The 17,481-nt window shown below is 67.4% G+C and carries 16 protein-coding genes; 8 read left to right on the plus strand and 8 right to left on the minus strand.

Annotated features, from left to right (window positions below):
• The first annotated feature begins 62 nt into the window (after window positions 1–62).
• The gene (locus M3B11_RS02475; RefSeq protein WP_259875176.1) at window positions 63–1,052 is read left to right on the plus strand and encodes a bile acid:sodium symporter family protein; all 990 of its coding nucleotides are present in this window, start codon (window positions 63–65) and stop codon (window positions 1,050–1,052) included.
• Window positions 1,053–1,211: 159 nt separating this feature from the next.
• On the opposite strand, the gene gabT is transcribed toward M3B11_RS02475, so the two are convergent.
• From gabT to M3B11_RS02500, 5 genes are all read right to left on the minus strand, one after another.
• A complete protein-coding gene (gabT, locus tag M3B11_RS02480; protein ID WP_259875179.1) occupies window positions 1,212–2,576 on the minus strand; it encodes a 4-aminobutyrate--2-oxoglutarate transaminase in 1,365 nt (454 codons plus the stop codon).
• Window positions 2,577–2,715: 139 nt separating this feature from the next.
• A complete protein-coding gene (locus M3B11_RS02485; RefSeq protein ID WP_259875180.1) occupies window positions 2,716–3,903 on the minus strand; it encodes a folate-binding protein YgfZ in 1,188 nt (395 codons plus the stop codon).
• 100 nt (window positions 3,904–4,003) lie between these two features.
• Window positions 4,004–4,786, minus strand: coding sequence for a hypothetical protein (locus M3B11_RS02490; RefSeq protein WP_259875182.1), 783 nt, complete (start codon window positions 4,784–4,786; stop codon window positions 4,004–4,006).
• A 6-nt stretch (window positions 4,787–4,792) separates the two neighbouring features.
• Window positions 4,793–5,395 carry an FABP family protein gene (locus M3B11_RS02495; RefSeq protein WP_259844649.1) on the minus strand — a complete coding sequence of 201 codons (603 nt, stop codon included), beginning with the start codon at window positions 5,393–5,395 and terminating at the stop codon, window positions 4,793–4,795.
• Window positions 5,396–5,564: 169 nt separating this feature from the next.
• Window positions 5,565–6,353 (minus strand): ammonia permease, encoded by a 789-nt coding sequence (locus tag M3B11_RS02500; RefSeq protein WP_259875184.1) that lies wholly within the window; start codon window positions 6,351–6,353, stop codon window positions 5,565–5,567.
• A 169-nt stretch (window positions 6,354–6,522) separates the two neighbouring features.
• On the opposite strand from M3B11_RS02500, the gene mshD reads away from it, so the two are divergent.
• The 3 genes from mshD to M3B11_RS02515 are packed head-to-tail and all read left to right on the plus strand — an operon-like array spanning window position 6,523 to window position 10,576.
• Window positions 6,523–7,440, plus strand: a complete 918-nt coding sequence (gene mshD / locus M3B11_RS02505; RefSeq protein ID WP_259875186.1) for a mycothiol synthase — start codon at window positions 6,523–6,525, stop codon at window positions 7,438–7,440.
• Between the two features lies 1 nt (window position 7,441).
• Window positions 7,442–9,577, plus strand: coding sequence for an RNA degradosome polyphosphate kinase (locus tag M3B11_RS02510; RefSeq protein ID WP_259875188.1), 2,136 nt, complete (start codon window positions 7,442–7,444; stop codon window positions 9,575–9,577).
• Window positions 9,578–9,601: 24 nt separating this feature from the next.
• Window positions 9,602–10,576: an NUDIX hydrolase gene (locus M3B11_RS02515; RefSeq protein ID WP_259875189.1), complete on the plus strand. Its 975-nt coding sequence runs from the start codon at window positions 9,602–9,604 to the stop codon at window positions 10,574–10,576.
• 46 nt (window positions 10,577–10,622) lie between these two features.
• Here the strand turns inward: M3B11_RS02515 and M3B11_RS02520 are convergent, their stop codons facing one another.
• Complete coding sequence (locus M3B11_RS02520; protein ID WP_259875191.1) at window positions 10,623–10,922, minus strand: XRE family transcriptional regulator; 300 nt, start codon at window positions 10,920–10,922, stop codon at window positions 10,623–10,625.
• Between the two features lie 328 nt (window positions 10,923–11,250).
• On the opposite strand from M3B11_RS02520, the gene pstS reads away from it, so the two are divergent.
• From pstS to pstB, 4 genes are all read left to right on the plus strand, one after another.
• Window positions 11,251–12,360, plus strand: a complete 1,110-nt coding sequence (gene pstS, locus M3B11_RS02525; protein ID WP_259875193.1) for a phosphate ABC transporter substrate-binding protein PstS — start codon at window positions 11,251–11,253, stop codon at window positions 12,358–12,360.
• A gap of 141 nt (window positions 12,361–12,501) precedes the next feature.
• Window positions 12,502–13,461, plus strand: a complete 960-nt coding sequence (gene pstC, locus M3B11_RS02530; protein WP_396121518.1) for a phosphate ABC transporter permease subunit PstC — start codon at window positions 12,502–12,504, stop codon at window positions 13,459–13,461.
• A 1-nt stretch (window position 13,462) separates the two neighbouring features.
• Window positions 13,463–14,665 (plus strand): phosphate ABC transporter permease PstA, encoded by a 1,203-nt coding sequence (gene pstA, locus M3B11_RS02535; protein ID WP_259875195.1) that lies wholly within the window; start codon window positions 13,463–13,465, stop codon window positions 14,663–14,665.
• Window positions 14,666–14,703: 38 nt separating this feature from the next.
• The gene (pstB, locus tag M3B11_RS02540) at window positions 14,704–15,483 is read left to right on the plus strand and encodes a phosphate ABC transporter ATP-binding protein PstB (protein WP_259875196.1); all 780 of its coding nucleotides are present in this window, start codon (window positions 14,704–14,706) and stop codon (window positions 15,481–15,483) included.
• 108 nt (window positions 15,484–15,591) lie between these two features.
• Here pstB and M3B11_RS02545 read toward each other — a convergent pair whose 3' ends face one another.
• On the minus strand, window positions 15,592–16,617 hold the full coding sequence (locus tag M3B11_RS02545; protein WP_217006275.1) for an inorganic phosphate transporter: 1,026 nt from the start codon (window positions 16,615–16,617) through the stop codon (window positions 15,592–15,594).
• Between the two features lie 7 nt (window positions 16,618–16,624).
• Window positions 16,625–17,245 (minus strand): DUF47 domain-containing protein, encoded by a 621-nt coding sequence (locus M3B11_RS02550; RefSeq protein WP_259875198.1) that lies wholly within the window; start codon window positions 17,243–17,245, stop codon window positions 16,625–16,627.
• Window positions 17,246–17,481 lie beyond the last annotated feature (236 nt).

A 17,481-nucleotide genomic window follows, 5' to 3' on the forward strand; every position in this document is an offset into this window, starting at 1 on the left:
TTCCCGCTCACAGTGCGGACAGCACTGGCCTGATGGTGAGACGCGTGGCACCCTCGGGGACTATGACGAAGCCGCACGATTCCACTGCCTCAGACCCTGCGACCGCGCAGCCGCCGATCGCCCGCGACCCGCGCCAGGACCGCAATGCCCGCATCGCGGTGACGGTATTCCCGCTGCTCGTCCTTGCCGGCGGCATCATCGGCTTCGTCGCCCCCGGTGCCTTCACCCCGATGGCCGCGGCGGTGCCGTGGCTGCTCGGCGGTGTCATGTTCTTCATGGGCCTGACGCTGACCCTGCCGGACTTCACCCGGATTGCCAAGCGGCCGTGGGTCGTGGCGATCGGGCTGGGCGCCCAGTACATCATCATGCCGCTGGCCGGCTGGCTCGTGGCCACCGCCCTCGGCCTGCCGCCGGAGCTGGCCGTCGGCGTCATCCTCGTCGGCTGCGCCCCCGGCGGCACCGCCTCGAACGTCGTGACCTACCTCGGCCGCGGTGATGTCGCCCTGTCGGTGACGATCACCACCTGCTCGACGCTGCTCGCCCCGCTGCTGACCCCGATCCTGACGCTGTGGCTGGCCGGTCAGTTCATGGAGGTCAGCGCCGCGGCGATGATGATGTCGATCGTCAAGACCGTCTTCGTCCCGGTCGTCGCCGGTGTCCTCATCCGCGCCCTGGCCGGTCGCCTCGTCGATAAGACCATGCCGGTGCTGCCGTGGCTGTCGACCCTGGCGATCACATTCATTGTGGCGATCGTCGTCGCAGGCTCCGCCGGCGCCCTCGTCTCGGCCGGTCTGCTCGTCATCGCCGCGGTCATCCTGCACAACAGCTTCGGCCTCGGCATGGGCTATGCCGTCGGCCGGCTCACCGGCCTGAGCGCACCGGAGCGCCGCGCACTGACATTCGAAGTCGGGCTGCAGAACTCCGGCCTGGCCGCCACCCTGGCTTCGACCTACTTCTCACCGCTGGCCGCCCTGCCGGGTGCGGTGTTCTCCGTCTGGCACAACGTCTCCGGCGCGGTCATGGCCGCATTCTTCGCCCGCCGCGCCGACTGAGGGCAGAGACGCGATACCGCCGCGCACCGGCCCCAAGCCCACTGACCTTTTCGAGCACCTGGTGCGCGCCTGCGTACGGGCAGGACACCATGCGAAGGCGGCCGCCGGGATTCCTCCCAGCGGCCGCCTCGTCAGTGTGTCGGCTCAGCAGAGCTCAGCTCACTGAGTTGCCTCGTCGAAGGCGGCTTCGAGCACATCGAAGGCGTCGGCGAGCAGCTCATCGGAGATCGACAGCGGCGGCAGGAACCGCAGCACGTTGCCGAAGGTTCCGGTGACGAGGACGAGCACGCCGTTCTTCGCGGCGTAGTCGGCCACGGCCTTGGCCAGCTCCGGCTTCGGCTCGGAGGTCTCGGCGTCGACGAGCTCGACGGCCTGCATGGCTCCGCGGCCGCGGATATCGCCGATCTCGGGGTGGGCGGACTGGATCTTCGTCATCCGGTCGACGATCGTCTCACCGATCGCCGTGGCGCGCTCGACGAGGCCGTCCTGCGCATAGGCCTCGATCGCACCGAGGGCTGCGGCCACGGCGGTCGGGTTGCCGCCGTAGGTGCCGCCGAGTCCACCGGCGCCCACAGCGTCCATGATCTCCGCACGGCCGGTGACAGCCGAAAGCGGCAGACCACCGGCGATGCCCTTGGCGGTGGTGATGAGGTCGGGCTCGATGCCGTCCCATTCGCTGGCGAACATCTTGCCGGTGCGGCCGAATCCGGCCTGCACCTCGTCGGCGATGAAGACGATGCCGTTCTTCTGCGCATACTCGACCAGGGCCGGAAGGAATCCCTCGGCCGGGACGATGAAGCCGCCCTCACCCTGGATCGGCTCGATGAGGATCGCGGCGACGTTCTCGGCACCGATCTGCTTGTCGATCATCGTCATGACGCGCTTGGCGGCGTCCTCACCGGAGACCTTCGTGCCGTAGGTGAGGTTGTCGCGGTACGGATACGACACCGGCGCGCGGTAGACCTCGCCGGCCAGCGGGCCGAAGCCTGCCTTGTACGGGTGGGCCTTGGCGGTCAGTGCCATCGTGAGGTTGGTGCGGCCGTGGTAGGCGTGGTCGAAGGCGACGACGGCGTTGCGCTTCGTGTGGGCGCGGGCGATCTTGATCGCGTTCTCCACGGCCTCGGCACCGGAGTTGAACAGCGCCGTGCGCTTCTCAAAGTCACCCGGGGTCAGACGGTTGAGCGCCTCGGCGACCTCGACGTAGCCCTCGTAGGGGTTGACCATGAAGCAGGTGTGGGTGAAGGCGCCGAGCTGCTCGGTGGCGCGCTCGACGACGCGCTCATTGGAGTTGCCGACGGTGGTCACGGCGATGCCGGAGCCGAGGTCGATGATCTGGTTTCCGTCGATGTCCTTGAGGATGCCGCCGCCGGCCGCGACGATGTAGGCCGGGAGGCTGACGCCGACGCCGCCTGCCACGGAGGCCCTGCGACGCGACTCGAGCTCCTGGGACTTCGGCCCGGGGATCTCAGTGACAAGTTTGCGTTCCTGCGGCAGCGCTGCGCCGCCCTTTTCCAAAGTGGTCATATCCGCATCGTAGACCCCGCACGCCGATCGGGGCACCTCAGGTACCAGCACGCGAAACGCCGCGGGTCACGTGAGATCGGCGCCCGGGGCGCAGGTCGCGTTTCCGCGCCCCACAGGTCACATTCCCGTGCCCGAGGTGTCAGCGGGCGCCGGGCAGGCGGCGCGGGTCGACGGCGGGGTTGCGGGGGATCCGCGGCGGGGCCTGGCGGGTGCGGGTAGGGGTGACGATGACCTCGGCGTTGGCGGCGATCCGCTCCTCGGCCTCCTCCCCTGTCTCGTCTGCTTCGGTGACGCTGGTGGCCACGCTCAGCGCGGCGTCGACGGGCAGGCTGCGTTTGACCAGCGCCAGTGCGATCGGGCCGAGCTCCCAGTGCACCGCCGCCGAGGTGACGGCGCCGACAGCACGCTCGGCGCCGCGGACTTCGGCATAGATCGGTGAGCCGGGTTCGGGCAGGGTGTGGGCGGAGCCGTCGAGGTGAAGGAACACGAGCCGACGCGGAGGCTGTCCGAGGTTGTGGACGCGGGCGACGGCCTCCTGGCCGCGGTAACACCCCTTGGCCAAGTGGACGGCAGAGCGCAGCACGTCGAGTTCGCCGACGAGTGCCTTATGGTCGGCATCGGCCGGCCCGGGCCGCCACGCTTCGATGCGCAGCGCTTCGAACGCGTCGCGGCCGACGACCTCGACGCCGGCTGCTGCCGGATCCCAGTTGAGGAGTTCCTTGACCGGCACGACGGCGATGCGCATGTCGATCAGGTGACCGGGATGTTCGGGGCTGGGGGTGGCCTGCTGCGGAGTCTGCGAGAGTTCGGCGTCGAGCGCGGCATAGGAGGCCGAACCGGATCCGATGGTCGGCCACGGGTCGTCGAAGACGAAGGCGGCCGGCAGTGAGGCAGGCGGGGCACCGATCGTCCCGAGGCACTGGAAGTCGCTGCTGCGGTCGGTGAGTTCGATACGCATCATGAACTTCATCGATTCGAGGAACGCGATCGTTTCAGCCGGGTCGGTCTCGCTCAGCAGCCACAGGGTCTCGCCGTCTTCGTAGAGCTTGAGCCAGTGCTCGATGTGTCCTGTCGGTGAGAGCACGAGCGTCTCACTCGACTGCCCGGCGGCCAGTGTGTCGATCTTCTGGGTGGTGAGCGTGTTGAGCCAGGTGAGCCGGTCGGGGCCGGTGAGGGAGAGGACGCTGACAGACGACAGGTCGGCCACTGCCCTGCCGTCGGCCAGATGGCGCTGTTCGCGCAGCGGGCTGCCGAGGTGGGCGACCTCGCTCTCCCGGTGCCCGGTTCCGAACACGGCGGCTGAGCGGTTGAAGCGCAGGGCGTTCACGGCGTTCTCCTCTTGGCTGGCGGCGGTCCTCCCAGCTCCACCGTACGCCACTTGGGCGGGTGTGGCACTCTGCGGCGAGATGGCAGCGGCGAGGCGGGGTTCAGCCGCCGCGGCCGATGGGTGTGCGGACCTTCTTGAGCTGCTCTTCGAGCTCCCGGAACATGCCGTCGAGGTCGATCCTGCCGACCGCATCGCCGATCCCCTCGATCGCCCCGGACAGCAGCCGGTAGAGGTCGCTGTCGGCGAGCGTGCGCATGACCTCCAGCAGCGGGCGCAGTTCCTCGGCAGCCTCGGTCAGTGTGGTGTCGAGCTCGTCGATGGCGTCGCGGACCGGGGGCAGCAGGCCTGCGGTGTCGATATCGTGGATCTTCTGCTGGGCGGCGTCGAAGGCCTCGATCGCGGCTGGGGCGTCGCGGATGACGTCGGTGGCCTTGTCGATGGCCTGCCCGGCGTCATCGACGGACGCGAACCAGGTGCCGGAGTCCCGCAGTGGCCTGAGCTTCTGGGCCCGGAAGTCGACGACCTCGGTGGCGGTTGAGAGGACCGGGCCGGCGTCGCTGAGCAGTGTGTGCATCTCGTCGGTGACGGTGCGCACGGCGGCGACGTTGTCGCCGAGCTTCGGGGTCTGCGACAGTCCGGTCAGCGTCCAGGTGTCGAGCCCGTGTTGGGCGGATTCGAGTTCGTCGATCGCGGCCTGCAGGTGCCTGGGAGCTGCCTCGGGTTCGTCGTAGAGCGCGGCGACGTACCTGTCGGAGGTCTCCGCGGCGTCCTGCAGGTCCTGGGCGACGGCGCTGATGCGCACATAGGCGAATGCTGCCAGCGCCGCGATGGCGAGCAGGATGACGATGAGGGTGAGGCTGATGCCCAGCGTGCGGCGACGCACGTCTGCTCAGCTCACCTTCTTCAGCCGGGCGGAGGCGTGGCTGGTGAGTTCGGTGCCGAGGGCGGCCATGTCCCAGGCCCACATGAGCTCACCGTTGACGAGCCCGTACATGCGGGTCGAGGCGGTGTACTCCTTGGCGCTGCGGGTGCGGGCGACAACGTCGGTGCTCAGGTCGATGCGCGGGCCGTTGACCCGGCCGGCGTAGAGCTCCATGATGCCGTTGGGGTGGACGATCGAGACGTCGAGGTCGAAGTCGCCGTTGTCGTTGCGCAGCCCTTCGACCGCCTCGGCGGTGGTGTAGGGCGACTCGCCGGTGGGCACCATGAGGCCGGGCCCGGCGTCGAAGTCCTGCCGGTCGCGCACGAGCTGCCAGATCCCGGTCTCGATCGAGAGCGTGTCAGCAGGCGCGCCGTCCTTATCGAGCGTCCACGCGTGTGCGGAGTACGCCAGGTAGGGCACGTCGCCGGGCACGGTGAAGTCGACGCGCTGGCCGAACTGCTTCTCCGGGGTGCCGGGGTAGCCGACGACGCCCACGCCTTCCCAGGAGCCGATCAGCCAGGACAGCGGGACGAGCTCGCGGTTGAGGTTCGCGTCGATCTCAAGCGGCATGAGCGCAGATCAGCGGTTGGTCTTGAACAGGTTGGTGATGACCTTGACGGCCACGCCGAGCGTGCCGAGGGCGGCGAGGCCGACGAGTCCGGTGTAGACGATTTCCAAAGCAGCAATGTTGTCCATGCGCTCGATTGTACCCACCGGTCAGCGGCACTGCACTCGCGGCTCAGCGGTAGAGCAGGATCCGCTCGAGCAGGTAGACGACGGTGCCGCCGAGGGCGACCGGGGTGGCGCCGACGGCCAGCTGCACAGCGAACCGGCGGGCCTTGTCGCGGCGGCGTTCGCGCTGGATCCGCACGGCCTGGAACTTCGCGACGGCCATGATCGACAGCATCCGGTCGACGGCTGCCACGAGTAAACCCATCGCCCCGCCGAGCACGAGAGAGACGAGGAGCGTGACCGACCCTGAGTTCATGAGCGCTGCGACGACACCAGCGCCGAGGACCGCGACTGCGAGGGCCAGAGGAGAGGTGTAACGGGCCGGGAACGGCAGTGCGGTCGCAGCTTGCGCGAGGATGGTTGCTACGAGTGCGACGACCACAGGCTCCCGGTCGCCGGGGACGCTGAGCGCTGCGATCCAGCTGGCGGCGGAGAGCACGATGACAAGTCCTGCGACCTGCGCGGAGACGTTGGCGACAGCGTGCGAGGCGCCGACGCCGCGGGCGAGGTTCTGCACGAACGCCCACAAAAGTCCGATGCCGGTGATCGTCGGCAGCCATTCCACATAGGGCGCCGAGCTCTGCGCCCAGACGGCGGCCATCCCGCCGAGTCCGAAGATCAGCAGCATGATGCCGGTGGCCCGCGGCTGCGGTGAGTCGGTCAGCCTCGGCCAGCCGTAGGCGAGTGCGGCGACGAGCACGGCAGCGGCAGCAGCCAGCGGCCCATAGCCGAAGAAGCTGGTGACACCCAGCCCGACGGCCAGGCCCAGCGCCACGGCAACACGTATCCATCTCATCAGCTTCATTGTGCCGTACACCGCTTCGATCCGACACTCAGGCACTGGCCTCACCGGTGCGCCCACCTCGTTATACTGACGCCAAAGCGTCTCCCGCCGCCGAGTCCGGCCATGGCCGGCCCGCAGTGTCCGGGGAGGCAGGGAATGCGTCGCGTGGAGGAGATTGCCCATGGTTCCATCCGCTCCCGAGGCGGTTCTCACCGAAGCCGCGGAGCTCACCGATGACGTGCGTGCGCTGCTGTCGCAGGCCGCTGCCGCTGACGGCATCGCCCCGATCTCCGATGGGCTGTTGGAGGCCGCCGGTGACGACCCGTGGATCATGCTCGAAGCCCGGGCCGGTGATGAGCTCATCGGCTTCGGCATCGCCGCAGCCCAAGGCGAGCGAGGTGCGCTCGAAGCCGTCATCGCCCCGTCCGCCCGCGGCAACGGCTACGGCCGCACGCTCGTCGATGCGCTCATCGCACGTGCCGGCCGCCCGGTGTGGATGTGGTCGCACGGTGACCACCCGGCTGCTGCGACGATCGCGACGACCCACGGCTTCTCCCGCGCCCGTGAGCTGCTGCAGCTGCAGACCGGACCAGTGGGAGAGCTCGCTCTGCCCGACCGCCCTGCCCCGGACGGGGTGACGCTGCGCTCCTTCGCCCCCGGGGATGAGGCCGGCTGGCTGGCGGTCAACAACGCCGCCTTCGACTGGCACCCTGAACAGGGCCACCAGGAGCTTGCCGACATCGAGGCGATCGTCACCGCCCCCGGCTTCGACCCGGATTCGGTCATCATCGCCACCACTGCTGGCGAGGATGGCCGCGAGCAGATCATCGGGTTCCACCAGACGAAGCTCTCCGACGACCACCCATCTGGCCAGCGGGTCGGGGAGGTCTACGTCATCGCCACCGACCCCGCCGTCCATGCCCGCGGCGTCGGCCAGGCGCTCACGGTGGCCGGGATGCGCTATCTCATCGACGCCGGTGCTGAGTTCATCCAGCTCTACGTCGAATCCGACAACGACCCGGCCCGCCGGCTCTACGCCCGGCTGGGCTTCGACCGGGAGATCATGCACGTCAGCTACGCCCCACCGCAGGAGTCCTGACATGTACGACGTCTCCGCCTTCGGCGCCACCCACGACCTGCCGGCACCGGCCGACCGCTTCCTCGACCGCGAGCTGTCGTGGCTGGCGTTCAACGAACGCGTCCTCGCCCTGGCCGCCGATGAGACGATCCCGCTGCTGGAGCGGGTGAACTTCCTCTCGATCTTCGCCTCGAACCTCGATGAGTTCTTCATGGTCCGCGTCGCCGGGCTCAAGCGCCGCATCGCCACCGGTTTGGCCGTCCCCTCGGTCACCGGCGCGCAGCCACGGGCGGTCATGCGCTCACTGGGCAAGCACACCCACGCGCTGATGGAGCGCCACGCCGCCCTCTTCACCGAGGACATCGAACCAGCCCTCAGCCGGGAGGGCATCCGGCTCGTGCGAATGGACGAGCTCACCGGTGAGGAGCAGACGATCATCGACGAGATGTTCGACACCCAGGTGTTCCCGGTCCTCACCCCGCTGGCCGTCGACCCGGCGCATCCGTTCCCCTACATCTCCGGACTCTCACTCAACCTCGGCGTACTGCTGCGCCACCCGCAGAGCGGCAATGAGGTCTTCGCCCGCGCCAAGGTCCCGCAGTCGCTTCCGCGTTTCGTCGACGTCGCCGCCTCCAACCGCACCCAAGGCGTCTCGCACGAGGCGCCGGCCCGGTTCGTGGCGATGGAGGACATCATCGCCGCCAACCTCGACCGTCTCTTCGAGGGCATGGACGTCATCGGCCATTCGCTGTTCCGCGTCACCCGCAACGAGGACCTCGAAGTCGAAGAGGACGACGCCGAGAACCTCCTCAAGGCCCTGGAGAAGGAGCTGACCCGCCGCCGCTTCGGCCCGGCTGTCAGACTCGAAGTCACCGAGGAGCTGCACCCGCGGGTGCGCCGCATCCTCGTCCAGGAACTCGAGATCGACGAATCAGAGATCTACGAGCTGCCGCGCCCGCTCGACATGCGCGGGCTGAGCGAATTGGCGAAGATCTCCCGGGAGGACCTGCACTTCCCGCAGGCGGTGCCGGCGATGAACCGCTACCTGTCCCAGGCGGAGACGTCTGACCAAGTCGACATCTTCGAAGCGGTCAAAGAACGCGACATCCTCCTGCACCACCCCTACGATTCGTTCTCCACGAGCGTGCAGGCCTTCATCGAGCAGGCGGCCAACGACCCGAATGTGCTGGCGATCAAGCAGACGCTCTACCGCACCTCTGGCGACTCTCCCATCGTCGATGCGCTCGTCGACGCCGCACAGGCCGGCAAGCAGGTGCTCGCCGTCGTCGAGATCAAGGCCCGCTTCGATGAGGAGGCCAACATCACGTGGGCGCGCAAGCTCGAACGCGCCGGCGTGCACGTCGTCTACGGCATCGTCGGGCTCAAAACGCACGCCAAGCTGTGCCTCGTCGTCCGGCAGGAGGCCACCGGGCTGGCCCGCTACTGCCATGTGGGCATCGGCAACTACCATCCGAAGACCGCCCGCCTGTATGAGGACTTCGGGCTGCTCACGTGCGATCCGGAGGTCGGGCAGGACCTGACGAAGCTGTTCAACCAGCTCTCCGGCTACGCCCCGCAGTCCGAATACGCCCGCCTGCTCGTCGCCCCGACCCGGGTACGCGAGGGACTGCTCGAGCTCATCCGCGCCGAGACCGCCCATGCCGAGGCCGGCCGGGAGGCCTCGATCCGGCTGAAGGTCAACTCGATCGTCGACGAGCGGATCATCGATGCCCTCTACCTCGCCAGCCGGGCCGGCGTGCGCATCCAGCTGTTCGTACGCGGCATCTGCGCGATCCGCCCCGGCATCCCGGGCCTGAGCGAGAACATCGAGGTCCGTTCGATCCTCGGCCGCTACCTGGAGCACTCTCGGGTGTTCGTGTTCTCCGGCGGCGGAGAGACGGTGGCCTATATCGGCTCCTCCGACCTCATGCACCGCAACCTCGACCGCCGCGTCGAGGCGCTCGTCCGGCTGCGCGATCCCGAGCACATCGCCGAAGTCGACGGCCTGTTCGACCTCGCCTTCGACGATCGCACCGGCTCCTTCCACCTCGGCTCCGGGGGAGTCTGGACGCGTGAGGCCAACGGCGATGACCCGATCGACTACCAGGCCGAGCTCATCCGCCGGCACCACCGCAAGCGCGCGACCGCGCAGCCGTGAGCGCACCGTCATGAGAGGAGTGCTGTGAGCCCGACACCTGTCTCCACCGCCGGCGAATCCGCCCGGCTCAATGCCGATGTGCTGGCCGCGGGCGCGGTGTGCTGGAGGGAGACGAGCGCTGGGCTGGAAGTGCTGCTCGTCCACCGACCGAAGTACAACGACTGGTCATGGCCCAAGGGCAAGGTCGAGAAGGGTGAGACGCTGCCCGAATGCGCTGTGCGCGAAGTCGAGGAGGAGACCGGACTCAAGATCCACCTCGGGCTGCCGCTGCCTGCTGCCCGCTATACGGTCGGCAAGAACCTGCAGAAGCACGTCGCCTACTGGGCCGCAGAGGTGACCGGAGAGGCGAAGCTCAAGCCGGCTGATCCGAAGGAGATCGACGACATCGGCTGGTTCTCCGTCGAACGGGCCCGGCAGCTGCTGACACTGTTCGCCGACCGGGAGCAGCTCGACAAGGTCGAGCACGCCCGCCAAACCGGGTCGCTGCGCGCCTGGCCGCTCATCATCGTCCGCCACGGGAAGGCCTTCCCACGCGCCAAGTGGCATGAGACCGAGCATGTGCGCCCGCTGCTGGCTGTCGGAACCCGACAGGCGATGGCGTTGACGAACCTGCTGGGAGCCTGGAACCTCCAGAAGCTCGTCTCCAGTCCGTGGAAGCGGTGTGTTGCCACCCTCAAGCCGGTCGCAGCGGCAACGGGCCTTCGAATCAAGGAGGTTGCCGCACTGTCGGAGAAAGGCAATGCGGACTCACCGAAGAAGACCGTCAAGGCGCTGACGAAGCTGCTGCACAAGGGCAGGCCGGTGGCAGTGTGCACGCACCGGCCGGTGCTGCCGACGGTGCTGGACTTCATCGCCGATCACGCCCCGAAGGGCCTGGCTGCGCACCTGCCCGATAAGGATCCGTACATGAATCCCGGTGAGATCCTCGTCGCCTATGTGCGCCCAGGTGAGGTGCCGCGCATCGTCGAAGTCGAACGCTACCGTCCGATCGACACGTGAGAAGACCACTGACCGTCGGCAGCGGCGTGTGTGTCAGCCGGTCGAGTCAGGAGTACCCGCCTTCGTCCTCCCAATCGTTGAGCCGCATGAGCTTCTCGCGCGTGTAGCGCCGGCGCACCCCGTAGCCCGCGAGATCGTCCTCCGGGATGAACAGCGCACCGTAGAATTCGAGTGAGGCGTGCACCCGGCTCTTCTCGTCATCGGAGAGGTTGCCTCGTCCCCTCTCGAACTCCTTCACCTGCTCGCGGGTCAGCCCCGCCTTCTTAGCGATCGTCGCCGCCGACACCTTCGTGAACGCGCGCGCAGCACGGGCGAGATCGCTGGTGAGAAATACCTTCTCAGTCATATCCCTCTCCTTTCGCCAGGGTTGGCTCTCAACTCTAGGCCACCGGTCTGTAAGCCGTGCGGGAGTCACAAGCCAGCCACCTGCCCCGCTGGGCGCAGACGTGGCACCCGGTGAGGTGCAGACGCGGCACAGCACAGCCTCCGGCGGCGCCGTGTGAAGCGCGTCACTTCCTTTATCAAACTGTGAGCAAATAAGGACTGACTTCTGGGCGCGTTAACCACTTGTTCACCTTCGGACCGCCTTGCCGTCACAGATCACTCTTAGCTTTGGAGCGTACGCGGGGCGAGATGATGTCGAACGCCCTCCACTCTCAACGAAAGGCAACCCTGTGAAACTCAACCGCTTTGCCCCTGCGGCCATCCTCGCAGCCGGTGCGCTCACCCTCTCGGCCTGTGGCGGCTCCTCGGCAACCGGCGAAGAAGGCAACGGCGGCGGTGGCGGCGAGGGCAGCAACCTCTCAGGCACCCTCACCGGAATCGGCGCTTCCTCCCAGAAGGCCGCCATGGACGCCTGGATCGCTGACTTCACCAGCGAGAACTCCGACGCTCAGGTGCAGTACTCGCCGGATGGCTCCGGTGCCGGCCGCGAGCAGTTCCTCGGCGGCAATGCCCAGTTCGCCGGCTCGGACTCCTACCTCGATGAGGATGAGATCGAGACAGCCAAGGATGTCTGCGGACCCGACGGCGCCTACGAGTTCCCCGTCTACATCTCCCCGATCGCTGTCGCCTACAACCTCGAAGGTGTCGACGAGGTGAAGCTCTCGGCTGAGACCATCGCCAAGATCTTCAAGGGCGAGATCACCAAGTGGAACGATGAGGCGATCGCCTCGGAGAACGAGGGTGTCGAGCTGCCGGACGAGCAGATCACCCCAGTGCACCGCTCCGATGACTCGGGCACCACCGAGAACTTCACCGAGTACCTTGCCGACGCCGCCGGCGACACCTGGGACGAAGAGCCTGCTGACGCCTTCCCGTCGGCCTTCGGCGGCGAAGCCGCGCAGGGCACTGACGGCGTCGTCCAGACCGTCAGCGACACCCCGGGCGCCATCGGCTACGCCGACGCCTCGGCGGTCGGCGACCTGGGCACCGTCCACGTCAAGGTCGGCGAAGAGTACGTCGAGTACACCCCGGAAGCCGCTGCCAAGGTCGTTGACGCCTCGGAGCCGGTTGAAGGACGCGGCGAAGGCGACCTCGCCATCGACCTCAAGCGCGACACCACCGAGTCCGGCGCCTACCCGATCGTCCTCGTGTCGTACCACCTCGTGTGCTCGACCTACCAGGACCAGGAGACCATCGACCTCGTCAAGGCCTGGGAGAGCTTCGTCGTCTCCGAGGAAGGCCAGCAGTCGGCTGCAGAGTCGGCCGGTTCGGCCCCGATCTCGGAGGATCTGCGCTCGCAGATCACCGAAATCCTCGACACCATCGAGGTCAAGTCCTGACCTGGTCGGGAAGCTGCGGCTGCGCAGCTGACGTATCCTGAGGCGGTGTGCTGCTGACGCTTTTCGGCAGCACACCGCTTCGGCGGGTTATTGAGACCCACACTATCGCCCACCTCACAGTTTCTGACCGAGGAGACCTTCTTGGCCACCACCGCCCCGGAGAAGACACCCCCGGCGTCACAGCCGAAGGCCGTTGTCCGCGTCGGCGATGCCGTGTTCTCAACGGCAACCCTGGCCGCCGGCATCCTGATCCTGCTGATCCTCGCCGGCGTCGCGCTGTTCCTTCTGTTCCAGTCTTGGCCGGTCCTCAAGGCGCAGGCAACCGACCCGGAGTCGATCACCGGCGGTGGATTCTTCGCCTACGTCTGGCCGCTCATCATCGGCACCCTGGTCTCCGCTTTCATCGCACTCCTCGTGGCCACGCCGTTCTCATTGGGCATTGCCCTGTTCACCACGCACATGGCCCCGCGCAAGCTCGCCCCGATCCTCGGCTACACCATCGACCTGCTCGCAGCGATCCCGTCGGTTGTCTACGGCCTGTGGGGCCTCATGCTCGCCAGCTACCTCGTGCCGATCTACGCGTGGCTGGCCAAGTATTTCGGCTGGATCCCGATCTTCGCCCCGACTGAGGACGGCGGCATCTCACAGACCGGGCGCACCATGCTCACCGCGTCACTGGTTCTGGCCATCATGATCCTGCCGATCATCACCTCCCTCATCCGCGAAGTGTTCCTGCAGACCCCGCGCCTGCAAGAAGAGGCCGCCCTGGCTCTGGGCGCGACCCGCTGGGAGATGATCCGGATGGCCGTGCTGCCCTTCGGCACCTCCGGCATCGCCTCGGCCATCATGCTCGGCCTCGGCCGCGCGCTCGGCGAGACCATGGCTGTGGCCATGATCCTGTCCTCTGGCCTGCTGACCGCCTCGCTCGTGCAGGCCGGCAACCAGACGATCGCCTCGGAGATCGCGCAGAACTTCCCGGAGGCCGCAGGTCTGCGCCTGTCCGAACTCATCTCGATCGGCCTCGTGCTGTTCATCATCACGCTCATCGTCAATATGGCCGCCCGCGCCATCGTGGCCAAGACCTCGGTGAAGGGAAGCTGACATGCAGAAGTCGAACACCTCGCTGCAGCCTCAGACGCAACAGCCAGCAGACACCGGCACCCCGGCACCCCGGCAGAAGAAGAAGCAGACCGCCATCGAGCTGAAGTCCAAGCAGCTGCCCAAATGGGCACCCTGGGGCGTCGCCGCGGCCGCGATCATCGCCGCCATCGTGCTGTCGTTCATCTTCACCGGAGGTTTCAACGTCGCCCTGGCCGCCCTGCTCGCCGGCCTCATCAACCTCGCCGTCATCTTCGCCTGGTCGTTCGCCGTCGAAGGTCAGCGCAAGGCCACCGACCGGGTGGCGACAACCCTGGTGACCTCGGCCTTCGCGATCGCCTGCATTCCGCTCATCTCGCTGCTGTGGACGGCGCTTGAGCGCGGCGGCCCGGTGCTGCTCGAACACCCCTCCGTGCTCAACCGCACGATGCAGGGCATGAAGGGTGTGCTCGACCAGGAGTACGTCGCCGGTGAGGCGAGCCTGGCTGGCGGCTTCTACCACGCAATCGCCGGCACCGTCCTCATCACCCTGGCCTCGTGTGTCATCTCGATCCCGATCGGTGTGCTCACCGCGATCTACCTCGTCGAGTACGGCGGCCGGAACCCGCTGGCTCGCGGCATCACCTTCCTCGTCGACGTCATGACCGGCATTCCGTCGATCGTCGCCGGCCTGTTCGCGTTCTCGCTGTTCGGCACGATCGCTGCGATCGTCAATCCCGGTGCGGTCGGCTCTGCCAAGACCGGTATCGCCGCAGCGGTCGCACTCTCGGTGCTCATGATCCCGATCGTGGTGCGCAACACGGAGGAGATCCTCCGGCTCGTGCCGATGGATCTGCGTGAAGCGACCTACGCGCTCGGTGTGCCGAAATGGAAGACGATCGTGCGAATCGTCCTGCCGACGGCGATCTCGGGCATCCTGTCCGGCATCACCATCGCCATCGCGCGTGTCATCGGCGAGACCGCGCCGATCATGGTGACCGCTGGCTTCGCCAAGAACCTCAACTGGGATATGTTCTCCGGCTGGATGTCGACTCTGCCCACCTACATCTACGACTCGCAGATGCGCCCGGTCTCACCCGGTGTGGCAGCAGCGGCCTCCAGTGAGCGCGCCTGGGCGGCAGCCCTTGTGCTCATCATCATCGTCATGCTGCTCAACCTCATCGCACGGCTCATCGCCAAAGCCCTCGCCCCCAAGGCCGGACGCTGACGGCTGCCTGGCAGCTGAAGAAAGGGAAATACTCACTCATGTCCAAGCAGATCGACATCGAAGATCTCAATATCTACTACGGCGACTTCCTCGCCGTCGAGGGCATCAGCATGCACATCGAGCCGCGCTCGGTGACGGCCTTCATCGGACCGTCCGGTTGCGGCAAGTCGACTGTGCTGCGCACCCTCAACCGCATGCACGAGGTCATCCCCGGCGCATACACGCAGGGCAAGGTGCTCATGGACGGCCAGGACATCTACGGCCCCGGCGTCGACCCGGTCAACGTCCGCCGCGAGGTCGGCATGGTCTTCCAGCGCGCCAATCCGTTCCCGACGATGAGCATCAAGGAGAACGTGCTGGCCGGCGTGCGGCTGAACAACCGGCGCCTGTCGAAGTCCGATGCCGACGATCTCGCCGAGCGCGCCCTGCGCGGAGCGAACCTGTGGAACGAGGTCAAGGACCGTCTCAACCTGCCCGGCTCGGGCCTGTCAGGTGGTCAGCAGCAGCGTCTGTGCATCGCCCGTGCGATCGCCGTCCAGCCCGAGGTGGTGCTGATGGACGAGCCGTGCTCGGCGCTCGACCCGATCTCGACGCTGGCGATCGAGGACCTCATCAACGAGCTCAAGGATGAGTACACCGTCGTCATCGTCACCCACAACATGCAGCAGGCCGCCCGCGTGTCCAACCGCACGGCGTTCTTCAACATCGCCGGCACCGGTAAGCCCGGCAAGCTCATCGAGTTCAACGACACCAACCAGATCTTCTCCAACCCGGACAAGGAGGAGACGCAGAACTACGTCTCCGGCCGCTTCGGCTGAGCCACCCGTCTGCTCCCCCGCACACAGACGACCGTTCCCGCGGGGGGGCCCCCCCCCTCGGGAACGGTCGTCTCTGCGTGTGGTCTGCAGGTGGCCGGTGCCTGCGGATCAGTGCAGCAGGTACAGCGGCAGGGCGACTGCCGCGCCGAGCAGGCCGGTGATGAACAAGGCGGTGGCGGCGACGGCGACGACCGGGATGAGGAATCGGCCGCGCACATGCGGACGGGGTGTGCCGAGCTCGGTGCCGATGTTGGAGGCGATGACGAGGTAGCTCATCGAGACCGGCAACCGCAGCAGGGCCGCGGCGACGAAGAGGAAGCCGGCGGAGACGGCGTCGGCGACAGTGGCCTTGACCGGCTCACTCATGGTGACCATGCGGACACTGACGGTGCGCACCATCCGCCAGCCGCTGAAGAAGGTGCCCAAACCGAGGGCGACGGCGATGAGGATGCGAACCGGCCAGGCGATGCCGAGCACATCGTGGCTGATGCCGACCGGGTCGGTGTGGGCGAGGATCGCGATCATCATGACGACGCCGACCTTCTGCGCGTCCTGCATGCCGTGGGCCAGGCCGAGGAAGGCCGAGAGCACGTTGTTGGCGAACCGGCTGTGGCGAAACAGCGGCTTGGGCGCGTGGCTGGCCAGTACGCGGGTGGTGGCGCGGCTGGCGGCGTAGGCGATGATGAGCGCGACGACCGGGAGCAGGAAGACCGGCGCGATGAGCGTCCAGAACACCAGACCGGCATCGGTGACGATCCCGAATACCAAGGCTGCCCCGATGATCCCGCCGAACAGACAGTGAGTCGAGGACACCGGCACTGCGACCAGGTAGGTGGTGATGTTCCAGACCAGGGCGGCGAAGATCCCGGCCGCAAGCACAAGCAGGACGGTGTTCTCCACCGGCGGGAACTCGACGAGGGCCACGGCGACGCTTTCAGCCACGCCCTGGCCGAGCAGAGCCCCGATGAAATTGAACACCGCTGCGATGATGAGTGCCAGGCGCGGGTGGACGGACCTGGAGGCCACGGCATTGCCGACGGACAGGCCGGCGTCGTGGAAGCCGTTGACGAAGGCGTAGCCGATGGTGAGGACGATGACGACGGTGAACAGCACGTCGGAGGAGACGAAATCCACTTCCGGCCTAGGATTCCTTGAGGGCGATGGCGGCAGCGATGCGGCCGACGTTCTTGAAGGATGCCGAGGCCTGGGTGAAGGCGGACGCCAGCTGCATCGAGGCTGCGGTGTAGGTCAGGCCCCGGCGCGACAGCGGCACGGCGTCGGCGATCGATTGGCTCAACGAGATGGCGCGCAGGTGCAGGCGGTCCATCGTCTCGACGTAATCCCACTGGTCATAGCGGCCCTGCAGCCGGCGAGTCATGCGCAGCGTCTGGTCTGACTGGTGCGACAGCACTGCCAGCATCTCCGGCACGCCGGCCGGCAGCTCGTCGAAGACCTGGGACGTCATGGCGAAGCTGACGGACTCCAGTTGGTAGCAGACCTCGCGTAGGCGATCGGCGAGGGCGAAGAAGTCGCCGCGGTCGAGCGGGGTGATGTAGTTCTCGCGCAGCTGCCGGGTGATCGCCCCGAGTGCGGCGTCAGCCTGGTCGGTCAGCTCCTGCATGCGGGCACCGGCCTGCTGGCGGGCGTCTGCTGGGATGCCGGAGAGTTCGGCGAGGACGAGGTTGCAGCCCTGGATGAGCTCGGCGAGCTCGGTGCAGCGGGCGAAGAGCTGGGTATCCTGCGGTGTCCGTCTCAGGCGCACGCCGTCCTCCGTGGTTCGGACTGCTCATGATCGTCACGGCAGTGGATCTGCTTGGACTGGGACGTCGGGAGTCTGGCGGCTGAGCGCTGCGCAGGCTGCGGGAGGGGGTGCCCGAGTCCGCTCGTCCGCAATGAGGTGTGGCGGTGCCGGACCGAGAGCGCCTCTCGGCGTGTGGCCGCTCGAAGCGGCAGGTGTTGGAGCCCGGGGCTTCAGCGATCCGGCACCGTGAAGCCAGG

It is taken from the genome of Brevibacterium sp. p3-SID960, from assembly GCF_025144725.1.
Lineage (GTDB): Bacteria > Actinomycetota > Actinomycetes > Actinomycetales > Brevibacteriaceae > Brevibacterium.